This is a genomic window from Staphylococcus sp. HMSC070D05, assembly GCF_001815595.1.
GTDB lineage: Bacteria > Bacillota > Bacilli > Staphylococcales > Staphylococcaceae > Staphylococcus > Staphylococcus hominis.
In genome coordinates, this window is sequence record NZ_KV821097.1 from 1 (window position 1) to 21,999 (window position 21,999).

The window sequence follows — 21,999 nt, forward strand, 5'->3', positions numbered from 1 at the left end:
TTTCTTTACTGTTAGTCTCGTCGCTTTCTTGTTGTATATTTTCTATTTTTGGTTCTTCTGTGTTGCTAGTTTCATCACTAGTATAATTAAATTTTTTTATGTTTTCCTTACTTAGTTTAATTTTAGATTGCTGAGTATCAGAATTTATTTGTGGGTTTACTTTCTGATCTACGCCTTCACTCTCTATGTTAGAAGAGGTTTCAGCATAACTATAGTGACTGAATATAGTTGCACTTATAGCAAAAATAAGACTTGTTCGAATAACTTTTTGTTTTATCATTCTGAGACCTCCTCTTATTTTTAACAATTTTAGTATAAAGAAATAAAAAATATCATGCATGTATATAAACAAATTGATAAAAAACATTAATATTTATGAAATTTTTGTTATATAATAATTTACTTATTCTAGTATAAATTTTATACTAGAAATATATTAAAAAAGGAGATTATAAGATGGGATTATTTGATAAAGAAAACACAAAACCATTTCTAACTGAAATTGAAAATAGACGTACAATTTATAAAACTAAAACATCTATTTCTATTAGTGATGAAGAATTAGAGAAAATGATTGAACACATTGTAAAATATATGCCTTCAGCTTTTAATTCACAATCAACACGTATTGTTTTGTTACTTAATGATCAACATATTAAATTCTGGGAAAATGCTAAAACTGTACTTAAAGATGTAATGGGACCAGATCGCGACTTTGAACCTACAAATCAAAGAATTAATGGTTTCGAGCATGCCTACGGAACTATTTTATATTTTGAAGATGAAGATGTTATAAAATCATTACAAGAACAAATGCCATCATATGCTGATAATTTTGCTAACTGGGCTGTTCAAACAAATGCTATGCATCAATACGCAATTTGGACTGCACTAAGTTCAAAAGGTATCGGTGTATCGTTACAACACTATAATCCACTAGTTGATCAAGTTACAACACAAACATTTGATATTCCAGCATCATGGAAACTTGTAGCACAAATGCCATTTGGTGATATTGAAGAACAAGCTGGTGAAAAAGAAATTCACCCTACTGACCAACGATTTATTATTAAAAAATAATAAATTTAAACTTATCAATGAAGTACATTTCAATTAAGTTATTTTACTTTAATTGTAATGTGCTTCATTTTGCTTTTCCTAGTCAAATTTAGTAAATTGAAATTATTAAGCAAGTTGAGGAGTGGTTAAAGTGAAAATACAAATATTTCAATTTCATGTCGAATATGGAAATGTTGAGAAAAATGAACAAAAAATTTCAGAATGGTTTAATACTCAATTAGATGATGATACTGAAGTTGTTGTGTTACCAGAAATGTGGAACAATGGCTATGCTTTAGAAGAATTAAATGAAAAAGCAGATCAAGCATTATCACGTAGTTTTCCTTTTATTTCGAATCTTGCTCAAACATATCAAGTTGACATCGTCGCGGGATCTGTTTCAAATAAACAAAATAATAAAGTTTATAATACTGCTTTTACTGTCTCTAAAAAAGGTCGTCGTATTAACAAATATGATAAAGTTCATTTAGTTCCAATGCTAAATGAACCAGAATTTTTAGAGGATGGAAAAACAGTTCCAGAACCATTTGCTTTATCATCAGGTGCTCTCGCCACTCAAATTATATGCTATGACTTAAGATTTCCTAAATTGCTAAGATACCCATCTAGAGAAGGTGCTCAAATCGCATTTTATGTCGCCGAATGGCCAACATCTCGACTTAATCATTGGAGAAACTTACTTCAAGCTAGAGCTATAGAAAATGATATTTTTATCGTCGCATGTAATGGCACGGGTCATGATGGAAATACTGAATACGCTGGACATTCAATGGTTATCAATCCTAATGGAGATATTCTTGTTGAGTTAAATAGAGAAGAAGATACTATTTCAGTTGATATCAACACTCAAGAAGTATCACGTCAAAGAGATGCTATTCCAATCTTTAGAAATTTAAAAACTCATTTATATAAATAAAAAAGTCGTGAGCTTGGGAGAGACTCACGACTTTTAATTAAGGGAATGTTTTACAGTTATTTTTCAATCTTTTGGGGATGTTATTAATTATGAAAAATTACATTGCATAACAATGTTATGATAGCTTGCATATTGAAAATAACTACCTTCTACTCAAAATAGCTAAGTTAATTATTTTCTGCTGAGTTAACACTTCAGCGAATTTTACGCATTTCTCATCAATAAGTTGGGATAGCTTATTAATGAATAGAACTACACGAAGAAATAAATAAATGAAATATTTTACTATGAAAATCGATATTATCGAATAACCCATTGGTCTCGATCATCACAAATACATAGTCAAATTACACAAACATTCCTTACAACTCATCGATAAATCAACTTTTAATTTCGCAACTACTAACAAAATCAAAAAAAGATTTATTCGAATAAAACAAAGACTAACAATTTAAAGACTAAGATTATTAAGTTGATATCACTTTAATGTGATATGAGTATATTAAAACATAACATTCATTTAAGTAATTAAAAATTTCTTAACTTGCAACTTTTTCTACTAAACTGTTTATTTTTATATGGTAAAATATAAGTTAATGAATTACTTTAACAGTTAAGTATTAATTTTTGACAGTTAAGCATTATTTTACAGACTAATTGCACAAAATTGTATAATATAGTCAAGGAGAGTGGCACAATATTGAAAGCAATTGATGATAAAATTGAGCACTTTGCATTTTATTTACAAAAGAAAAACAACCTTGATCATATCCAATTCTTAAAAGTACGATTAGGCATGCAAGTGGTTGTTAGTAATATTGCTAAAACAATTGTGACATATGGTGCTGCGCTCATATTCCATACATTTTTGTATACTTTAATCACACACATTAGTTATTTTTTAATTCGACACAATGCACACGGGGCGCATGCAAAGTCTACTTTGCTATGCCATATTCAAAATTTAATCTTATTTGTTGGTTTACCATGGCTCATTGCTTACTATCATATTAATATGGGTATCATGTATAGTGTTAGTGGTATTGCATTATTACTGATTATTATTTATGCACCAGCTGCCACTAAGAAACAACCCATCCCCGAACGACTAAAACCTCGCAAAAAAATAAAGTCTATTATTTTAGTAGTGGTTTTAATCATTATTTCTATTATAGTACCCGAGCCATATAAACAATTAATTTTATTAGGTATGATACTTGAAAGTACAACACTATTACCATTCTTTTTTCCTAAGGAGGATTATTAATTATGACATTTATTACTCAATTATTTATTAAATTATTCTCATTAATTTTAGAAACTGTTGGTACACTTGCCACTTACTCAACATGCTATGGATATTTCGATGAATCAGAAGTTCCTGAAGAGTTAACAAATTTAGAAAGATAGTATTTGTTAGAAAGTGTGTGACTTATGAATTTGTTTGAAAACCTAGCTTTACCTTTTATTCAAAGTTTTCTTTTATTTTTAATTGCTAAAATTATTTTAGATATTAAATATAATTCAAGGGATTATTTAATCATTTTGGCGATTATAATCCCTTCTGCTTTTTTGTATTACTTTTTTGGTAGTTTTCTATTATTATTTTTACTTATTAGTTGTGTAATATTTTTATATTTAAAAGTAAAATTATATTCTATTTTAGCTGTCCTAAGTAGTGCAATCTTAATGTTTTTAAGTAACTTTATAGGTTTTTTTATATCAATTTTCTTGCGATTCTATATTAGTAATACTATTTTAGTTGCTATTTCATATACTATAATTTTTTCATTTATTTCTATTATCCTAGGTTATTCTTTTAAATTTTTATTTAGAAGACTTAAAAAATCTTATTTAGCAATTAACAAAACTTATTTACTTGTTATTTCTATAGTATTAGTTTCATCATTTATGATACTTTCTACATATTCTCAAATACCTAAGAGTAATGGAACAACTTTAAAAGGTTATGCTTTAATTTTTATTAGTATACTTCTCTTTTTCGTCATTGTTATTATATTAATATCGATAAGCACATTAAGAGAAATACGTTATAAGCAAAGTTTAGAAGAAATTGAAACGTATTATGAATATACTCTACAAATAGAATCGATTAATAATGAAATGCGTAAGTTTAGACATGATTACGTCAATATCCTTACTACAATGTCAGAATACATAAGAGAAAATGATATGGATGGTTTAAAGACATATTTTAATGACAATATTGTTCCTATGAAAGATAACCTTCAAATGAACTCAATCAAAATTAATGGTACGGATAATTTAAAAGTGCGTGCTATTAAAGGATTGGTAACAACTAAAATTTTACAAGCTCAAGAAAAAAATATACCTATTAGTATTGAAGTGCCAGAGTTAATTGATCATATTGAGATGAATACGGTTGATTTAAGTCGTATCATTGGGATTATCATTGATAACGCTATTGAGGCTTCAGAAGAATTAGAAGATGCTTTAATTAGAATTGCATTCATCAATGTCGAAACATCAGTCATGTTTATTGTTATGAATAAATGTAAAGAAGATATGCCGAAAATTCACGAATTATTTCAAGATTCCTTTTCAACTAAAGGAGATAATAGAGGACTTGGTCTAACGACTTTAAAAGAAATTACTGATACTACTGAAAACGTGTTACTTGATACTACTATAGAAAATGGTTACTTCGTTCAAAAAGTAGAAATTATAAATCATATGCCATAAGGATGTGAGAAAATGAAAATATTCATTTGTGAAGACGATGTGAAACAACGCGAAAATATGGTTTCAATTATTAACAACTATATAATGATTGAAGAAAAACCCATGGAAATAGCGTTAGCGACAGATGATCCTTATGAAATTATTGAACAGTCAAAAGAAATGAATGATGTTGGATGTTATTTTTTAGATATACAATTGGAAGCTGATATTAACGGTATTAAACTTGGAAGTGAAATTCGAAAGTATGATCCTATTGGGAATATCATCTTTGTTACAAGTCATAGTGAACTCACTTACCTAACATTTGTCTATAAGGTATCTGCAATGGATTTTATTTTTAAAGATGATCCTAACCAACTTAAAACGAGAATAATAGATTGCATTGAAACTGCTCATACACGTTTAAAATTACTTTCAAAAGAAAGTAATGTTGAAACAATTGAATTAAAGCGTGGTAGCAATTCAATATATGTACAATATGATGATGTCATGTTCTTTGAATCGTCTACAAAATCCCATCGTTTAATTGCGCATCTTGATAACCGTCAGATTGAATTCTACGGAAATCTTAAAGAATTAGCGCAACTCGATGATCGTTTTTTCAGATGTCACAATAGTTTTGTTGTAAATCGTCATAATATCGATTCAGTCGATTCTAAAGAACGAATTGTAACTTTCAGAAATGGTGAGCATTGCTATGCCTCTGTACGTAATGTTAAAAAGATATAATATTAAAACCCCTTCATTTTAATATCTGAAGGGGTTTCTTAATCTCTTTTTTAAAGTTCTTCAATAATTTCTTCTAAACTTGGAATACTTTCAATAGCGCCATATTTAGTAGTTACTTTTGCAGCTACTAAATTACTAAATTTTAAAATTTCTTCTCCTTTTCCTTTAAATAGAGAAGTGATGTCTGTTAATTCTGTATTTAAAATTCTATTAATGACTGCACCAATAAACGCGTCTCCAGCACCAGTAGTGTCAACAGCTTCAACTTTATACCCTTGATGATGAATAATTGCCCCATCTTTTAAATAAGCTGTTGCTCCTTTGTCTCCTTGTGTATAGATAACTACTTCAACATTTCCTTTAAATAAAGATTGAATCGCTTTATGTTCATCACTTATTCCAGTAACAAATTCAATTTCTTCATCTGAAATTTTAATGATGTTTGCTTTTGGAAGAAATGACTGAATAGTCGCTTTACACGCTTCTGCGCTATCCCATAATGGTAATCTAACATTTGGATCAAACACTATCATCCCATGCGCCGCTTCAAATTTTTCAATCATAGCAAGATGTGCATTTTTCATATCACATTCAATTAAATCAACAGAACAAAAATGTAGAACATCTTGATTAGAAATATTGATTTCATCTAAATTCGAAGCATGATAAAGCATGTCAGCTGATGGTTTACGATAAAAAGAAAAATCTCGTTCTCCATTTTCTTTTAAACTGACAAAAGCGAGTGCAGTATTAGCTGTATTTGTTCGTTTAATATACGTTGTACCAACGCCTATTTTCTCTAACGTCTCTACAATAATATCTCCAAAAGCGTCACTACCTAGTTGTGTAACCATTTCTGTACTACTACCTAACTTTTTAGCCACACTTGCCACATTAGCAGGTGCCCCGCCAACTTGTCGACTAAATTGCGTTACATCTTTAAGTTCGATATTTGTTCTATTTGGAATAAAATCGATTAATGCTTCACCAATAGCGTATAACTTTCTCATTTATTTATCTCTACCTAAGTCATATTTAGTAAATTTTAAATAAACTTGACCTGTTTCTGTAGATGTGCGAATTGCTGTAGCATTTTCATCAGGAAAAATTCTTGACGTTAAGACACGCTCTCCATCATTACAAAAAATTTCAATGCTTGAAGTATCCACAAAGATTTGTAATTGCTTTAATGGCGAATCTAAATATGTAGATCTTGTCACACCTTCAACATTACTAGGTAAGGCACCGCTTTCTGATCGATCTAATGTAATTTTTTGCTCCCTAGTATTATAAGAAATTAACGTTGAATGTAACTTAGATGCTCTTAATTCAAAATATATTTCTGTTGCTTCATTTTCTAAAATATCAATAATAAGTTCATATTGCGTACCTTCATAAGGATTAAGTGTTGTATTATATTTGTTAGCATAACCTAATGCTGTTTCTTTATTTTGACGTAACGTCTCTAGCGCTTTCAAAGGACGTTGACGTAACCGTCCTTCTTCGATTGTTAACTCTCTAGGTATCGTTAAACAATGTGCCCAATCTTCTTCATCTGTAGGATATTGAGTATCTGGTAATCCCATCCACCCAATTAAAATACGCTTACCATATTCATCTATAAATGTTTGTGGCGCATAAAAATCAAAACCATTATCAAGCTCCATAAATGTATCATGTTTGAATTCTAATGTATCGAAATTTAAATGACCAATTAGATATCCAGATTGGTAAATATTTCTATATTTTTCATCTTTTGCATCAATACCTTGAGGACTAAAAATAATGACATCTTGTCCATTTAAGCTAAAATAGTCTGGACATTCCCACATATAGCCAAAATCTTCTAGTTCGGTTGTAATTTCTCCAATATATTCCCAATGGTCAATCTGTCGATTTATCATTTTGTACAAAAGTAAACGTCCTAATTCTTGTTGAGTTTGGACGCCTAATATTGCATAATATTCTTCATGATGTTTAAATACTTTTGGATCTCTAAAATGACTTGTATATCCTTCAGGTTGTTGAGAAATCACAGGCTTATTTAATTTTTCGATTGAACCATCTTGTTTTACTTTTGCAATCATTTGACTCGAATATCTTTTCCATTCTTCATCTCGATGATTACCTGTATACATGTAATATAAGTTTCCTTCAAATTCAAAAGCACTTCCACTGTATACCCCATGACTATCATAAATCGTATCAGGTTTTAATATAGGACCATTGGATTCAAATGTCACTAAATCTTTACTAGTATAATTAAACCAATATTTCAGTCCATGCACAGCACCCAATGGAAACCACTGGTGAGATACGTAGTATGTCCCATTGTAAAACATCAATCCATTAGGATCATTTAATAAACCTGTTTCTGGTTGAATATGAAAGTGTTGACGATAGCTTGATTGTTCTATTCGATGCTTTAACGCTTCTAATTCATCTTTGTTCACATCTTCAATACGACGATAGCGTTGTTCTCTTGACCACTCAGTCATATTAGTCCTCCTAAATCATTAGTATTAATTTTATCACTTAATATCGTAACGGTAATTAGTCTTAAGCCTTTACAATCCATGATTTAAAAAGCGGGACATTGTACTTTCAATACTCCCGCAAACTTTGCAATATCTGATATATCTTTTTCAATAGATTAATCATCTAAATTAATATCAATATAATATTAATTTTATCATATCGTGATTATCTTCAAATACTGTTTTACTAACGAAATTTTAACATTTTAAATATATATCAATACCTTTTATATAATTTATTTAATTCTCCATAAAAATATGCCTTTTCACCATGTACAAGTTGATCTAAACCTGTCATATCTTCTTCAACAGTTGTAGCAAGGGACATAAAAATTGATAATGTCTTTCCAATAATAAAAGTTATAACAACCGAGTAAATGACTACTACTATAACTGCAATACATTGTATCCATATAGTATGTAAATGACCAGTATAGATTAATCCATCTAATATATCTTTATTAACTTTATGTGATTGAAATACACCAGTCAATATTGCACCAATTACACCTCCAACACCATAAATACCAAAGGCATCAAGTGTATCATTATATCTTAATTTTTCTTTTATAGAATTAACCACAAAATAACATGCTATATCACCAATCATAGAGATAATGTATGCACTTAAGTAGTTTACAAATCCAGCTGCTGGTGTAATGGTTACGAGTCCTGACAGTACACCTGATAATAAACCGAGTAGACTTAACTTTTTATTAGAAAAGTATTCAAGAATTAACCAACTAAATGCTCCTCCGCTTGCAGCAATGATAGTATTTACAAATGACATTACTGCTATATCATTTAAAGTAAACGCACTCCCTGTATTAAAACCGTACCATCCCATCCAAACAAAAATACCACCTATAAGTGTAATAAGTAAATTATTCGGCTGTAGTTTCTCTACTTTTTTTCCATGACCTATCATTATCGCTAATACTAATCCTGACACTCCTGATGTAATATGTACTACAGTACCTCCAGCATAATCTAAAGCATCAAGTTGTTGAATCCAACCACCGCCCCATACCCAATGGGCTACGGGGCTGTAAATCATAATTACCCATATAAATATAAAAATAGTAAAAGGAATAAATCTCATTCGCTCAGCAATTGAACCTGATAAAATGGAAACCGCAATAGTACAAAACATCATCTGAAATAACATAAATAAAACAAACGGAATATGTGGACTAAATTGAACATTCGTATTAAATCCTACATGTTGCAAACCAATAAAATCAAAATTACCTATCCAATCATTTCCATGACCAAAACTAAGAGAAAACCCAATGATCACCCATGTAAACGTAACAATAATGATAGCGACCATACTTTGCATCACTGTATTTAAAACATTTTTAGATTGAACTAAACCTCCATAAAATAAACTCAATCCTGGTGTCATTAACCAAACTAATAAAATACATAAAAATAAAAAAATTGTGTCATCCATCTTCATTTTTACCACTTCCTTAAAAACATCATATTAATAGTTTTTAAGAATAGCAAAAACACGTAAGATTAAATGACACAATTTGTTATATTACATTACATTTATAAAGAAAAACTTAAGCTTTTTGAACTGTGATTGTCCATGAAGCATCATCAAGTTGTTCATAGTTTGTTACAGGATACCCTTGTTCCGCTGCCCAGTTTGGAATTGCTTCAGTTGCTTGAGTACAATCAAAGTCTATTTTTAATTCGTCACCATTTTTTAATGTTTCCATTTTCTTTTGTGCTTCAATAAGTGGAAATGGACATACCATTCCAACAGTTCCTAATTCGTATAACATATTCAGTCCTCCAATAATTAAGTTGTTTGAGTTTGTTTAGATATTTGAGTAGATTGAGCTGTTTGTTTTTGAATTTGTTTCATCGGTCTTACGAAAATAAAGTAACTCATAAACCATGTACCTAATATCATCGATACTAAAGCAATCCAACCTTGCCAACTTAGTGTTGCAGTCGCCACTAATCCATTACCAATGGAACAACCCCCAGCAACCGAAGCACCAAATCCCATGCATATACCACCAATAGCACTATTTCTAATAGTTATTTTATCTGGTAAACGCCATTTAAATTCTTTTGCTCCTCTAGCAGCAATATATGATCCGATAAATATACCTAATACTAAAAAAACGCCCCAATCGATAAATTTTAAATCTCCGCTCATTAAGAATTGAACAATATGTGCTGATGGAGTAGTGATACCTAATCCATCTTCCCGTCCAGTAGAATAACTCATAGGCCATGCTAATAAAGCAATCAATCCTACAATAATTCCAGCTACAAATGGATGATAGCGCTTTTCAAATAAATAATGTCGTATTCCTGAATATCTTTGCTTTAATTTGGGTACAGCAATTTTTGGTTTTGGTTTACGCAATGTACGTATCACTAAGAATAGTGTTACTACTGTTAATATAATAACTAATATCCAACTTGGTATGCCTGTCGTTTGTGACATACTAGCATTTACATTCGTTGGTTTATTAATTGTATTCATTAAAGGTAATAGAATTCCAGCTTTAGTAATTGTTGCTGATAAAGCATACATAATTAAAGCAACCCAACTACCAATTAATCCTTCTCCAGCTCGATACCATGTGCCAGTTGCACATCCTCCAGCTAATACTATACCAATACCAAACACAAATGAACCAATAATCGTACCTATTACCGGAAATGTTTGATAAGAAATTGTTAATACATCAAAACCAGTTAAAACTAGTAAGCCTATACTTTGTACTGTAATTGCAACTAACAAAGCATAAAACATTTTATTATTTTTTTGAACATACATATCTCTAAATCCGCCAGTAAGACAAAAACGTGTACGTTGCATGACAAAACCTAATAATAGGCCAACGATTAATCCACTAATAATCATCCAAATCAAATAAAACACCCTTTTCCGATTGATTTACTAAGGTATTATAATTGATTTACTAACCTATTTCAATATTTTCCATTGAATTAATATATTTATAAAAAAAGCTATAATGCAAATGCATTTTAGCTTTAAAAAATAATTTAATATTAATTTGAAGAGTTTTTCATAAAGAATAATAGTGATTGTAATTCGATACCTAAATCGATATGATGAACTTGAACATCATTTGGTACATCAATTCTAGCAGGAGTAAAGTTTAAGATACCTTTTACATCTGCCTTAATAAGTCGATCTGAAACAGATTGTGCCACACTTCCTGGTGTAGTAAGAATCACTACATTAATATTCTGTTTTTGAAGTTCAGATGAAATATCATCAATATGCTTTACTGTCACTTTTCCAACTTTTGTACCAACAATATCTTTATCAATATCAAATGCAGCTGTAATTGTCATTTCATCATGTATTGAAAAATTGTAAGTAAGTAATGCACGTCCTAAATTCCCTACGCCAACAATAGCAATGTGAATATTATTACTATCGCTAATCTCCATTTTAAAGAATTCTAAAAGACTCTCAACGTTATAGCCATAGCCTTTCTTACCTAACTCACCAAAATAAGAAAAATCTCTTCTTATCGTAGCTGATTCAATATCTAAAGCCTCACTAATTGTTTTAGAACTCACACGATCAATACCTTTAATTTTTAATGAATTAACAAATCGATAATATAAAGGTAAACGTTTTAATGTAGCGCGAGGTATTTTTGATTGATTTTGAGGCATATGCAATGTCCCCCTTTTGTTTGAACTTTTTAATCTATATATTCAAACTAACTAGAGTGCAATTAGTTATTTTAGTGAAATATATATAATGCCTATTATGGATACTGCAATATTATACCGTAACCTATTTCAAAAATAAATATCTTAGTTTCCTAAGCATACCTTATATTGTAAAATGATATAATAATGTCAAATTTAAAGTTAAATAAATGTGATTGTTACATAGATAGAAAGGTGAAACTTGAATGATACTTTTACAATTAAATGATATTTCAAAATCGTTTGATGGTGAAGATATATTTAATCATGTTAATTTTGAAGTTAAAACTGGAGAACGTATTGGCGTAGTAGGAAGAAATGGCGCTGGAAAGTCAACGTTAATGAAGATTATTGCAGGTGTTGAAGATTATGACAGTGGCCATATTTCAAAAATCAAGAATTTACGCATTGGTTATTTAACTCAACAAATGACACTTGATTCTTCTCTTACTGTAATTGAAGAAATGTCAAAACCATTTGAACATATTAAGCATATGGAAACGCTTATTAATGATGAAACTGATTGGTTAGCCACTCACGTTGATAGTTATGATTCAGAAGATTATAAACAACATATGGAGCGTTATGAGTCATTATCTAATCAATTTGAACAACTTGAAGGTTATCAATATGAAAGTAAAATCAAAACAGTGTTACATGGTTTAAACTTTACTGAAGAAGAATTTGATAAACCCATTAATGATTTTAGTGGCGGACAAAAAACACGTTTATCTTTAGCACAGATGCTTTTAAGTGAACCAGATTTATTATTATTAGATGAACCTACAAACCATCTCGACTTGGAAACAACTAAGTGGTTAGAAGATTATTTAAAATATTTTAAAGGTGCAATCATCATTATTAGTCATGACAGATACTTCTTAGATAAAATTGTAACTCAAATATATGACGTTGCTCTAGGAGATGTGAAACGTTACGTAGGTAATTATGAGCAATTTATTACTCAACGTGATAAATACTATGAATTGAGAATGCAAGAGTATGAAAAACAACAAGAAGAAATTAAACGTCTTGAAACTTTCGTGGAAAAAAATATTACTCGAGCTTCAACAAGTGGCATGGCTAAAAGTCGTCGAAAAACATTAGAAAAAATGGAACGTATCGATAAGCCAATGATGGATGCTAAAAGTGCTAATATTCAGTTTGGGTTTGATAGAAATACTGGCAATGATGTGATGCATATCCGTAATCTAGAAGTAGGTTATCAATCCCCTATCACTGCTCCTATTAATATTGAAGTTACAAAAGGAGACCATATTGCTATTATTGGGCCTAATGGAGTTGGAAAGACTACACTGATCAAAACAATTGCAAATCGTCAAAAAGCATTAGGTGGAGACATTACTTATGGTGCTAATTTAAACATAGGATATTACGATCAAAAACAAGCAGAATTCAAGTCTAATAAAACAATATTAGATTATGTTTGGGATCAATATCCTATGATGAATGAAAAAGATGTCCGCGCTGTTTTAGGACGATTTTTATTCGTTCAAGATGACGTCAAAAAAGTTATTAATGATTTATCAGGGGGCGAAAAAGCACGTTTGCAATTAGCTTTACTTATGTTACAACGTGATAACGTTTTGATCCTCGATGAACCTACTAACCATCTTGATATAGATTCTAAAGAAATGTTAGAACAAGCGTTAAAAGATTTTGAAGGTACAATTTTATTTGTTTCTCATGATCGATATTTTATTAATCAACTGGCAAATAAAGTATTCGATTTAAATAAAGATGGTGGTCAACTGTATTTAGGTGACTATCAATATTTTATTGAAAAAACAGAAGAAGCTTCTGCGTTAAAGGAATTTGAAGCGGAAAACAATAAAAATAAAACGCTTGATTTAGAAGATACCGATTCGTCAATAACTAATACGTATGCTTCTCAAAAACAATATAAGAGAGAATTACGAAAAATTGAGCGTCAAATTGAGCAATGTGAAGAACAAATCGAAAAATATGAAGAACAAATTACTCAAATTGATCAACAATTGACTCAGCCTGATATTTTTAATGATCCTATTAAGGCAAATGAACTTGCTGAACAGAAATTAAGCACCGAACAACAATTAGAAAACGTTATGGCTGAATGGGAAGAATTGCAAGAAAAAATTTAATATATCTAAGATAAACTAGTAAAAGTATCAAATTTTTACTAGTTTTTTATTTATTTCATTCACAATTTTATAAACAATGAAAATACTGATATCTCAATTATCCACTAACTTATCCTAGTTATCCACAACGTGAGCGATAATCATTCACATAACTTTTACACAACATTTAAACGATATTCACATCTTTACCCCCTTTTTATCCACAGGATATTAACTGTTTGTTGATAAGTACACACGTTCTCTATTGACATATAATATAAGTCAATACATTCATCTATTTAAAAAAAGTAATTGAAACTTATTAGATTTTAAGTTCAATTACTTTTTACTTTATTATTCAACTGTTACATCTTCAATATCTATATTATTTTTTCCATTTAAGTCTAGAGATGAAGTTATGCCAGCTTTATAGTAATAATATCCAGCAGCTCCAATCATAGCAGCATTATCTGTACATAACTTTGAATTAGGTATTGACAGTTTAATGTTATTTTCTTTACACAAATGATTTAATCGTTCTCTTAATCCTTTATTACTAGCTACTCCGCCAGCTACAATAAGGTGTTCAACATTATAAGCTTTACAAGCATTAATAGCTTTTGTACTTAATACATCGACAACACTATTTTGGAAACTGGTAGCAACATCTTCTTTTTTTATATCTTCATTTTTTTGTCGTTGATTGTGTAACTTATTAATCACTGCACTTTTTAATCCACTAAAACTAAAATCATAACTATCTTTTTCAAGCCATACTCTAGGAAACTGGTATGTGTCCTTCCCTTCCAAAGCAAGTGCATCTATAGCTGGACCTCCTGGATATGGTAAATCAATTGTTCTTGCTACCTTATCATAAGCCTCTCCTACAGCATCATCTCGTGTTTCACCAATTACTTCAAAATTTAAATGTGATTTCATATAAACGAGTTCTGTATGTCCACCCGAAACGATTAATGCTATTAAAGGAAAAGTTAACGGTTCTTCAAGATGATTAGCATAAATATGCCCTGCAATATGATGAACAGGAATAACTGGCTTATTATAAGCAAATGCTAAAGCTTTTGCTGCATTAATTCCTATTAGAAGTGCCCCTATTAATCCAGGGCCTTGTGTAACAGCTACGGCATCGATATCTTCCATAGTAGCATTAGCTGAAGATAACGCTTCATCAATTGTAGTTGTAATTCCCTCTACATGGTGTCTACTTGCAACTTCAGGGACTACTCCCCCGAAACGTTTATGACTTTCTATTTGACTAAGTACAATATTAGATAGAATCGTATTTCCATTTTTTATAACACTTACACTTGTTTCGTCACAGCTTGTTTCAACCGCTAATATTAATATATCTCTACTCATTTAAATTCACCCACATCACTAATGCATCCTCGCCTTCTCCATAGTAATTTTTTCTTTTACCGCCATATTGAAACCCTAATTTTTTATATACATGTTGAGCTATCACATTCGTAATTCTCACTTCTAAACTCATCACATCACAAGTATGCCTAGCATAGTCCATCACATAATTAAGTAATAGCTGACCTAATCCATAGTCTCTGAATGATTCTTTGATTGCTATTGTTGTAATTTGAGCTTGATCAATTACTATCCATAATCCTAAATATCCAATAATTTCTTCTTGAAAAATAACAACAAAATACTTTGCGAAGTTATTTTCATTTAATTCATGATAAAATGCATCGATGGTCCATGAACTATCGTTGAAGCTTTCTCTCTCAATATCGAAAACACTTGGTACATCATCGACTTGCATCGCTCTAATGGTTAACTGTTCTTCTGTTGGTTTAACCAATTACGTTCCGCCTCTGACAATTTTATATAATTTGGTACAAACGTATGAATGTTCTCAGATTGATGAATCAAGTGTTTCATGACAGTTGCATTAGGCAGTTTAGTCTCAATATCTCCATGTAGTAATTCAGATAATTTTTCCGTATCCTCTCCTACAAACACATAAGGTTGATTTAAATCATTGAGTTTTTTATGCAACGCTTCTAAAGAAATATATTGGTCATTTTCAATTGTATTTAATTGATTGTTTTCATATTGATATAATCCTGTGTATACCGCTTCTCGACGAGCATCAAATATGGGTACAATAACTCTTTTATCATTCGTATCTATGGTAGCCGCTAATGCTTTTAATGATGATACACCATATAATTTAGTGTTCAAAGCATAGGCTAATGTTTTCGCTACAGTAACGCCTATTCTCACTCCTGTATAAGAGCCAGGCCCTTTTGCCACAACAATCCCATCTATTTCTTGTTTTTTTAAATTCGATTCATTAAATAAGGATTGAATACCAGGCATAAGTTGGCTCGAATGATCTTTTTTACTATTTGTTGTTTTTATTGCTAAAACCTCATCATCGTTCATCAAAGCAATTGACATGGGTTGATTTGAAGTATCAATTAATAGTAAGTTCATTGTCTATCTCTTCCTTTATTTTAGTATAATGATAGCCTTTTGCTTCTATATTAATTTGTCGTTGATTTTCATTTATAGTCGTAATATTAATCACTAAATACTCTTTCGGAAGGAATTCCTGTATAAATTGACTCCATTCAATTATTGTAACAGCGTCATCTTCAAAGTATTCATTAAATCCTAAATCTTCATCTGAATCTTCTAAGCGATAACAGTCCATATGATGGAGTTTTAACTCCTTACCTTGGTATGATTTTATGATATTAAACGTTGGAGAATTAATATTACGCTTTACTCCTAGATATTTACCTATAAATTGAGTCAACGTTGTTTTACCAGCACCTAAATCTCCATTCAATAAAATGACATCTTTTGAACCAACATACTTCGTTAAAATTTCAGCAAAATGTTCCATCTCATCTAAATTTTTGATAGGTATCATGTATTGTTCTCTCCTCATGTTTATTTTACACTTCGTTATTGCATCTAAAATTAACTTAATAATTGTAACAAACTTTACTAAAAATTTCTCATTAATAAAACATAAATCATTTATCTAAATTGTTAGAAAATTCTAAAAAGAGTGTTGACTTTAATATTCGTTTAGTGTAAATTTAATTTATCAAATTTTTAAACAATTCTAACTATTCAAATAATCTTCCATTCAAGAAAGGAGTATAATACCATGCAATCATTTACATATTCACTGTCACCACTAGAAAATTTAATTATTTTATTATACTCTTCAGGGCTGGAACTTTAGTAGCTTAATTTACTAAATGTTTAAGTCCTATTTCTCATTGAATGGGACTTAAAAACGTCCCAACTTTATTGGGGCGTTTTTTTATTTTAATAATTAGTAATTTATGGGGGAATGAATAAATGAGAAGTGACATGATAAAAAAAGGTGATCACCAAGCACCAGCAAGAAGCCTATTACACGCGACAGGAGCACTTAAAAGTCCTACTGACATGAATAAGCCTTTTGTAGCAGTTTGTAATTCATATATCGATATCGTTCCTGGACATGTTCATTTAAGAGAATTAGCAGATATTGCAAAAGAAGCGATTCGTGAAGCAGGTGCAATTCCTTTTGAATTTAATACAATCGGCGTCGATGATGGAATAGCAATGGGACATATTGGTATGAGGTATTCCTTACCGTCACGTGAAATTATTGCAGATGCGGCTGAAACTGTTATCAATGCTCATTGGTTTGATGGTGTATTTTATATTCCTAACTGTGACAAAATTACACCTGGAATGTTATTAGCAGCTGTCAGAACGAATGTCCCTGCTATCTTTTGTTCGGGTGGTCCAATGAAAGCTGGTTTATCTACTCAGGGAAAAGCTTTAACTTTATCATCTATGTTCGAAGCAGTCGGAGCTTTTAAAGAAGGTTCAATTACTAAAGAAGAATTTTTAGATATGGAACAAAATGCTTGTCCAACATGTGGATCATGTGCAGGAATGTTCACAGCAAATTCTATGAACTGTTTAATGGAAGTCTTAGGATTAGCACTTCCCTATAACGGTACAGCTTTAGCAGTAAGCAAACAACGTCGTGAAATGATTAGACAAGCAGCATTCCAATTGGTAGAAAATATCAAGAATGACATTAAACCTCGTGATATTGTTACGAAAGAAGCAATTGATGATGCATTTGCTTTAGATATGGCAATGGGTGGTTCAACAAATACTGTACTTCATACATTAGCAATTGCTAATGAAGCTGGAATTGAATATGACTTAGAAAGAATTAATGAAATTGCTAAAAAAACACCTTATTTATCTAAAATTGCACCAAGTTCTTCTTATTCTATGCATGATGTTCATGAAGCTGGTGGATGTCCAGCAATCATTAATGAATTAATGAAAAAAGAAGGAACCCTACATCCTGATCGACTAACAGTCACTGGTAAAACATTAAGAGAAAATAACCAAGGTAAAGAGATTAAAAACTTCGATGTTATTCATTCTTTAGATGCTCCATATGATAAAGAAGGTGGATTGTCCGTCTTATTCGGTAATATTGCTCCTAAAGGTGCAGTAATTAAAGTTGGTGGTGTTGATCCTTCAATTAAAGTATTTAAAGGAAAAGCAATTTGCTTTGATTCACACGATGCAGCTGTAGAAGCAATTGATAATAAAACAGTTCGTGAAGGTCATGTAGTTGTCATTCGATATGAAGGACCTAAAGGAGGTCCGGGTATGCCAGAAATGTTAGCTCCTACATCATCTATCGTCGGAAGAGGTTTAGGAAAAGATGTTGCTTTAATTACGGATGGTCGTTTTTCTGGAGCCACTCGTGGTATCGCTGTAGGTCATATTTCTCCAGAAGCAGCCTCAGGAGGTCCTATCGGTCTGATTAGAGATGGTGATGAAATTACTATTGACTTAGTAAACCGAACTTTAGATGTTAATCAGCCTCAAAAAGAATTGTATAAACGTAAAGAAGAACTTGAGCCTTTTAAAGCTAAAGTAAAAACAGGTTATCTTGCAAGATACACTGCTTTAGTAACCAGTGCAAATACAGGTGGTATTATGCAAGTACCAGAAAATCTTATTTAAATTTAAGGAGTGATAAATATGTCAAAAACAAAGGAAAGTAATAAACAAACCGAAACACTTACAACTCGAAGTGGTTCTGACTTATTAGTAGAAGCACTTGTACACGAAGATGTTGATTTCATTTTTGGATACCCAGGTGGTGCAGTTTTACCATTATACGATACATTTTATGATGAAAAAATTAAACATATTCTTGCACGTCATGAACAAGGTGCTACCCATGCCGCTGAAGGATACGCACGTGTTTCAGGTAAACCAGGTGTCGTCGTCGTAACAAGTGGACCTGGAGCTACAAATGCTATCACTGGTATTACTGATGCTTATTGTGATTCTCTACCCTTAGTCGTGTTTACAGGACAAGTGGCAACCCCTGGTATTGGTAAAGATGCATTCCAAGAAGCTGATTTATTATCAATGACGACACCAATTACAAAAGCTAATTATCAAGTTAAACATGTAGATGATATCCCTAGAATTGTTCACGAAGCATTCTATTTAGCAAATACTGGACGTAAAGGACCTGTAGTTATTGATTTCCCAAAAGATATGGGTGTTTTAACTTCTTCAGCTCCACTTGAAGAAGAAGTTCATTTACCTTCATATCAAGTAACTGAAAATCCAAATAAAGAAGATATCCAACAACTTTCTCAATATTTAAATCATGCAAAAAAACCTGTTGTTTTAGCTGGAGCAGGTATCAATCACTCAAAATCAAATGCTTTATTAACTGAATTTGTTACTCAACATCAAATTCCAGTCGTTACAACTTTATTAGGTCTAGGTGCTATTCCATATGAAAATCCTCTTTTCCTTGGTATGGGCGGTATGCATGGTTCTTATGCAAGTAACATGGCACTCACTGAATGTGACTTACTCATTAATTTAGGTAGTCGATTTGATGATCGTTTGGCTAGTAATCCTAACGAATTCGCACCAAACGCTAAAGTGGTACACATTGATATTGATGAATCAGAAATTAACAAAGTAATTCCTACAACACTCGGAATTGTTGCAGATTGTAAAAAAGTATTAGAAGCATTAGTTATTGAATATCAAAGTCATGCTACATACAAAGAATGGGTAGACCATTGTTTAGATAATAAATCAAAACATCCATTTAAATACAAAAAAGCTAATGATACATTTTGTCGTCCACAAGAAGCCATAGAATATATTGGTAAAATCACAAACGGTGAAGCCATCGTCACTACAGATGTAGGTCAGCATCAAATGTGGTCAGCACAATTTTATCCTTTTAAACATCATAGTCAATGGGTTACAAGTGGTGGATTAGGAACAATGGGATTCGGTATTCCTTCAGCAATTGGTGCACAACTCGCAGCTCCAGATAAAACAGTTATTTGTTTTGTAGGTGATGGTGGATTCCAAATGACCAATCAAGAGATGGCGTTATTACCTGAATATCATCTAAATGTAAAAATTGTTTTAATTAACAACGGTACATTAGGAATGGTAAAACAATGGCAAGATAAATTCTTTAATCAACGTTTTTCACATTCTGTTTTCAATGATCAACCAGATTTTATTAAAATGGCTGAAGCTTACGGTGTTAAAAGCTTCTTAATCGATCACCCTAATAAATTAAAATCGCAATTAGATGAAGCTTTCAGTTATGAAGGTCCTGCTTTAATTGAAGTAAGAATTTCTCCAGCGGAACCTGTAAATCCTATGATCCCTAGTGGTAAAGCTAATCATGAAATGGAGGGACTAGAATGAACCGAACTTTAAAATTAAAAGTAGTTGACCAAGTCAGTACGTTAAATCGAATCACAAGTGCTTTTGTAAGATTACAGTACAATATCAATGAATTATATGTAAAACCTGCTAGTGAGTATGGCATATCTGATATGACAATCAAAGTTCATATTGAGGATGAAGATGTTTATCGAATTTTAATTACTAAATTAAAAAAACAAGTCAGTGTTATTAATGTTGAAGATGTGAATGATTAATTCTTAGATGATGCGCTAGCATTTTACATCAATTATCATATTGAATGTCTAACATCATGAAGTTAATTATCACCTTTTTAATATTCGGAATTTTCAAAATTTTTTAGCTAATGGAGGAAAGTATTATGACAAAAGTTTATTATGATCAATCAATAGAAAAAGATGCACTACAAGGTAAAAAAATCGCTATTATCGGTTATGGTTCTCAAGGCCATGCACATGCTCAAAACCTTAAAGATAACAGTTACGATGTAAGAGTTGGTATTCGTCCAAGTAATTCATTTAATAAAGCTAAAGAAGATGGATTAGATGTTTATCCAGTGGCTGAAGCAGTAAAACAAGCAGACGTTATTATGGTATTACTTCCTGATGAAATTCAAGGTAATGTATATAAAAATGAAATTGCTCCAAATTTAGAAGCTGGCAATGCATTAGCTTTTGCACATGGATTTAATATCCATTTTAACGTTATCGAACCACCTAAAGATGTTGATGTCTTCTTAGTAGCACCTAAAGGTCCTGGTCATCTAGTAAGACGTACATTTGTTGAAGGTTCAGCTGTGCCAGCATTATTTGGTGTTCAACAAGATGCTACAGGTCATGCACGTGATATTGCTTTAAGTTATGCAAAAGGTATTGGTGCTACACGTGCTGGTGTTATTGAAACAACATTTAAAGAAGAAACTGAAACTGACTTATTCGGTGAACAAGCTGTACTTTGTGGAGGAATTCATAAACTGATTCAAAGTGGTTTTGAGACATTAGTGGAAGCTGGATATCAAAAAGAATTAGCATATTTTGAAGTACTACACGAAATGAAACTTATCGTTGATTTAATGTATGAAGGCGGTATGGAAAATGTACGTTATTCAATTTCAAATACTGCTGAATTTGGTGACTACGTATCTGGTCCACGTGTCATTACTCCAGATGTTAAAGACAATATGAAAGAAGTACTTAAAGACATTCAAAATGGTAATTTCGCTAATCGTTTTGTTAAAGATAACGAAAATGGATTTAAGGAATTTTATGAATTACGTGAGCAACAACATGGGCATGAAATTGAAGCAGTGGGTCGTGAACTAAGAAAAATGATGCCATTTATTAAATCTAAAAGTATTCAAAAATAAAATGTAAGGAGATGATAA

Annotated in this window: 21 protein-coding genes and 1 pseudogene; 11 read left to right on the forward strand and 11 right to left on the reverse strand. The window is 31.2% G+C overall.

Annotated elements, in window-relative coordinates; genetic code table 11:
• A pseudogene (locus HMPREF3046_RS02920) lies at positions 1 to 280 on the reverse strand (hypothetical protein); the annotation flags it as partial.
• Between the two features lie 176 nt (positions 281 to 456).
• Here HMPREF3046_RS02920 and HMPREF3046_RS02925 point away from each other — a divergent pair.
• The 6 genes from HMPREF3046_RS02925 (at position 457) to agrA (ending at position 5,449) form a co-directional block, all read left to right on the forward strand.
• Positions 457 to 1,080: a nitroreductase family protein gene (locus HMPREF3046_RS02925; protein WP_070716304.1), complete on the forward strand. Its 624-nt coding sequence runs from the start codon at positions 457 to 459 to the stop codon at positions 1,078 to 1,080.
• Between the two features lie 130 nt (positions 1,081 to 1,210).
• Positions 1,211 to 1,996, forward strand: a complete 786-nt coding sequence (locus tag HMPREF3046_RS02930; protein WP_070716306.1) for a carbon-nitrogen family hydrolase — start codon at positions 1,211 to 1,213, stop codon at positions 1,994 to 1,996.
• Between the two features lie 700 nt (positions 1,997 to 2,696).
• Positions 2,697 to 3,263, forward strand: coding sequence for an accessory gene regulator AgrB (locus HMPREF3046_RS02935; RefSeq protein WP_070716308.1), 567 nt, complete (start codon positions 2,697 to 2,699; stop codon positions 3,261 to 3,263).
• Positions 3,264 to 3,265: 2 nt separating this feature from the next.
• The gene (gene agrD, locus HMPREF3046_RS02940) at positions 3,266 to 3,406 is read left to right on the forward strand and encodes a cyclic lactone autoinducer peptide AgrD (RefSeq protein WP_070716310.1); all 141 of its coding nucleotides are present in this window, start codon (positions 3,266 to 3,268) and stop codon (positions 3,404 to 3,406) included.
• Positions 3,407 to 3,430: 24 nt separating this feature from the next.
• Positions 3,431 to 4,720, forward strand: coding sequence for a quorum-sensing sensor histidine kinase AgrC (agrC, locus tag HMPREF3046_RS02945; protein WP_070716313.1), 1,290 nt, complete (start codon positions 3,431 to 3,433; stop codon positions 4,718 to 4,720).
• A gap of 12 nt (positions 4,721 to 4,732) precedes the next feature.
• Positions 4,733 to 5,449 carry a quorum-sensing response regulator AgrA gene (gene agrA / locus HMPREF3046_RS02950; RefSeq protein WP_002455088.1) on the forward strand — a complete coding sequence of 239 codons (717 nt, stop codon included), beginning with the start codon at positions 4,733 to 4,735 and terminating at the stop codon, positions 5,447 to 5,449.
• A 50-nt stretch (positions 5,450 to 5,499) separates the two neighbouring features.
• On the opposite strand, the gene HMPREF3046_RS02955 is transcribed toward agrA, so the two are convergent.
• The 6 genes from HMPREF3046_RS02955 to HMPREF3046_RS02980 all read right to left on the reverse strand — a co-directional run bounded on the left by HMPREF3046_RS02955 (position 5,500) and on the right by HMPREF3046_RS02980 (position 11,670).
• The gene (locus tag HMPREF3046_RS02955) at positions 5,500 to 6,459 is read right to left on the reverse strand and encodes a carbohydrate kinase family protein (protein ID WP_070716314.1); all 960 of its coding nucleotides are present in this window, start codon (positions 6,457 to 6,459) and stop codon (positions 5,500 to 5,502) included.
• Positions 6,460 to 7,947: a sucrose-6-phosphate hydrolase gene (locus tag HMPREF3046_RS02960; RefSeq protein ID WP_070716316.1), complete on the reverse strand. Its 1,488-nt coding sequence runs from the start codon at positions 7,945 to 7,947 to the stop codon at positions 6,460 to 6,462.
• Positions 7,948 to 8,203: 256 nt separating this feature from the next.
• Positions 8,204 to 9,448 (reverse strand): ammonium transporter, encoded by a 1,245-nt coding sequence (locus HMPREF3046_RS02965; RefSeq protein WP_070716318.1) that lies wholly within the window; start codon positions 9,446 to 9,448, stop codon positions 8,204 to 8,206.
• A gap of 109 nt (positions 9,449 to 9,557) precedes the next feature.
• The gene (locus HMPREF3046_RS02970; RefSeq protein ID WP_002448268.1) at positions 9,558 to 9,782 is read right to left on the reverse strand and encodes a sulfurtransferase TusA family protein; all 225 of its coding nucleotides are present in this window, start codon (positions 9,780 to 9,782) and stop codon (positions 9,558 to 9,560) included.
• A gap of 17 nt (positions 9,783 to 9,799) precedes the next feature.
• Entirely contained in the window at positions 9,800 to 10,888 is a 1,089-nt protein-coding gene (locus HMPREF3046_RS02975; protein ID WP_176746061.1) for a YeeE/YedE family protein, read from the reverse strand.
• 143 nt (positions 10,889 to 11,031) lie between these two features.
• On the reverse strand, positions 11,032 to 11,670 hold the full coding sequence (locus tag HMPREF3046_RS02980; protein ID WP_070716322.1) for a redox-sensing transcriptional repressor Rex: 639 nt from the start codon (positions 11,668 to 11,670) through the stop codon (positions 11,032 to 11,034).
• Positions 11,671 to 11,915: 245 nt separating this feature from the next.
• Here HMPREF3046_RS02980 and HMPREF3046_RS02985 point away from each other — a divergent pair, with 245 nt between their 5' ends.
• Positions 11,916 to 13,853 (forward strand): ABC-F family ATP-binding cassette domain-containing protein, encoded by a 1,938-nt coding sequence (locus HMPREF3046_RS02985; protein ID WP_070716324.1) that lies wholly within the window; start codon positions 11,916 to 11,918, stop codon positions 13,851 to 13,853.
• A 333-nt stretch (positions 13,854 to 14,186) separates the two neighbouring features.
• Here the strand turns inward: HMPREF3046_RS02985 and tsaD are convergent, their stop codons facing one another.
• The 4 genes from tsaD to tsaE are packed head-to-tail and all read right to left on the reverse strand — an operon-like array spanning position 14,187 to position 16,749.
• Positions 14,187 to 15,212, reverse strand: a complete 1,026-nt coding sequence (tsaD, locus tag HMPREF3046_RS02990) for a tRNA (adenosine(37)-N6)-threonylcarbamoyltransferase complex transferase subunit TsaD (protein ID WP_070716326.1) — start codon at positions 15,210 to 15,212, stop codon at positions 14,187 to 14,189.
• The gene (rimI, locus tag HMPREF3046_RS02995; RefSeq protein WP_369963310.1) at positions 15,205 to 15,630 is read right to left on the reverse strand and encodes a ribosomal protein S18-alanine N-acetyltransferase; all 426 of its coding nucleotides are present in this window, start codon (positions 15,628 to 15,630) and stop codon (positions 15,205 to 15,207) included. Before rimI ends, tsaD begins: the two co-directional genes overlap by 8 nt.
• A gap of 11 nt (positions 15,631 to 15,641) precedes the next feature.
• Positions 15,642 to 16,307 carry a tRNA (adenosine(37)-N6)-threonylcarbamoyltransferase complex dimerization subunit type 1 TsaB gene (gene tsaB, locus HMPREF3046_RS03000; protein ID WP_070716329.1) on the reverse strand — a complete coding sequence of 222 codons (666 nt, stop codon included), beginning with the start codon at positions 16,305 to 16,307 and terminating at the stop codon, positions 15,642 to 15,644.
• A complete protein-coding gene (tsaE, locus tag HMPREF3046_RS03005) occupies positions 16,288 to 16,749 on the reverse strand; it encodes a tRNA (adenosine(37)-N6)-threonylcarbamoyltransferase complex ATPase subunit type 1 TsaE (protein ID WP_070716331.1) in 462 nt (153 codons plus the stop codon). Before tsaE ends, tsaB begins: the two co-directional genes overlap by 20 nt.
• Before the next feature lie 440 nt (positions 16,750 to 17,189).
• Here tsaE and ilvD point away from each other — a divergent pair, with 440 nt between their 5' ends.
• From ilvD to ilvC, 4 genes are all read left to right on the forward strand, one after another.
• Positions 17,190 to 18,878 carry a dihydroxy-acid dehydratase gene (gene ilvD, locus HMPREF3046_RS03010; RefSeq protein WP_070716334.1) on the forward strand — a complete coding sequence of 563 codons (1,689 nt, stop codon included), beginning with the start codon at positions 17,190 to 17,192 and terminating at the stop codon, positions 18,876 to 18,878.
• A gap of 18 nt (positions 18,879 to 18,896) precedes the next feature.
• Positions 18,897 to 20,615 carry a biosynthetic-type acetolactate synthase large subunit gene (ilvB, locus tag HMPREF3046_RS03015; RefSeq protein WP_070716335.1) on the forward strand — a complete coding sequence of 573 codons (1,719 nt, stop codon included), beginning with the start codon at positions 18,897 to 18,899 and terminating at the stop codon, positions 20,613 to 20,615.
• Positions 20,612 to 20,851, forward strand: coding sequence for an ACT domain-containing protein (locus HMPREF3046_RS03020; RefSeq protein ID WP_070716338.1), 240 nt, complete (start codon positions 20,612 to 20,614; stop codon positions 20,849 to 20,851). Before ilvB ends, HMPREF3046_RS03020 begins: the two co-directional genes overlap by 4 nt.
• Before the next feature lie 125 nt (positions 20,852 to 20,976).
• Positions 20,977 to 21,981, forward strand: coding sequence for a ketol-acid reductoisomerase (gene ilvC, locus HMPREF3046_RS03025; protein WP_070716341.1), 1,005 nt, complete (start codon positions 20,977 to 20,979; stop codon positions 21,979 to 21,981).
• The last annotated feature ends 18 nt before the right edge of the window (positions 21,982 to 21,999 follow it).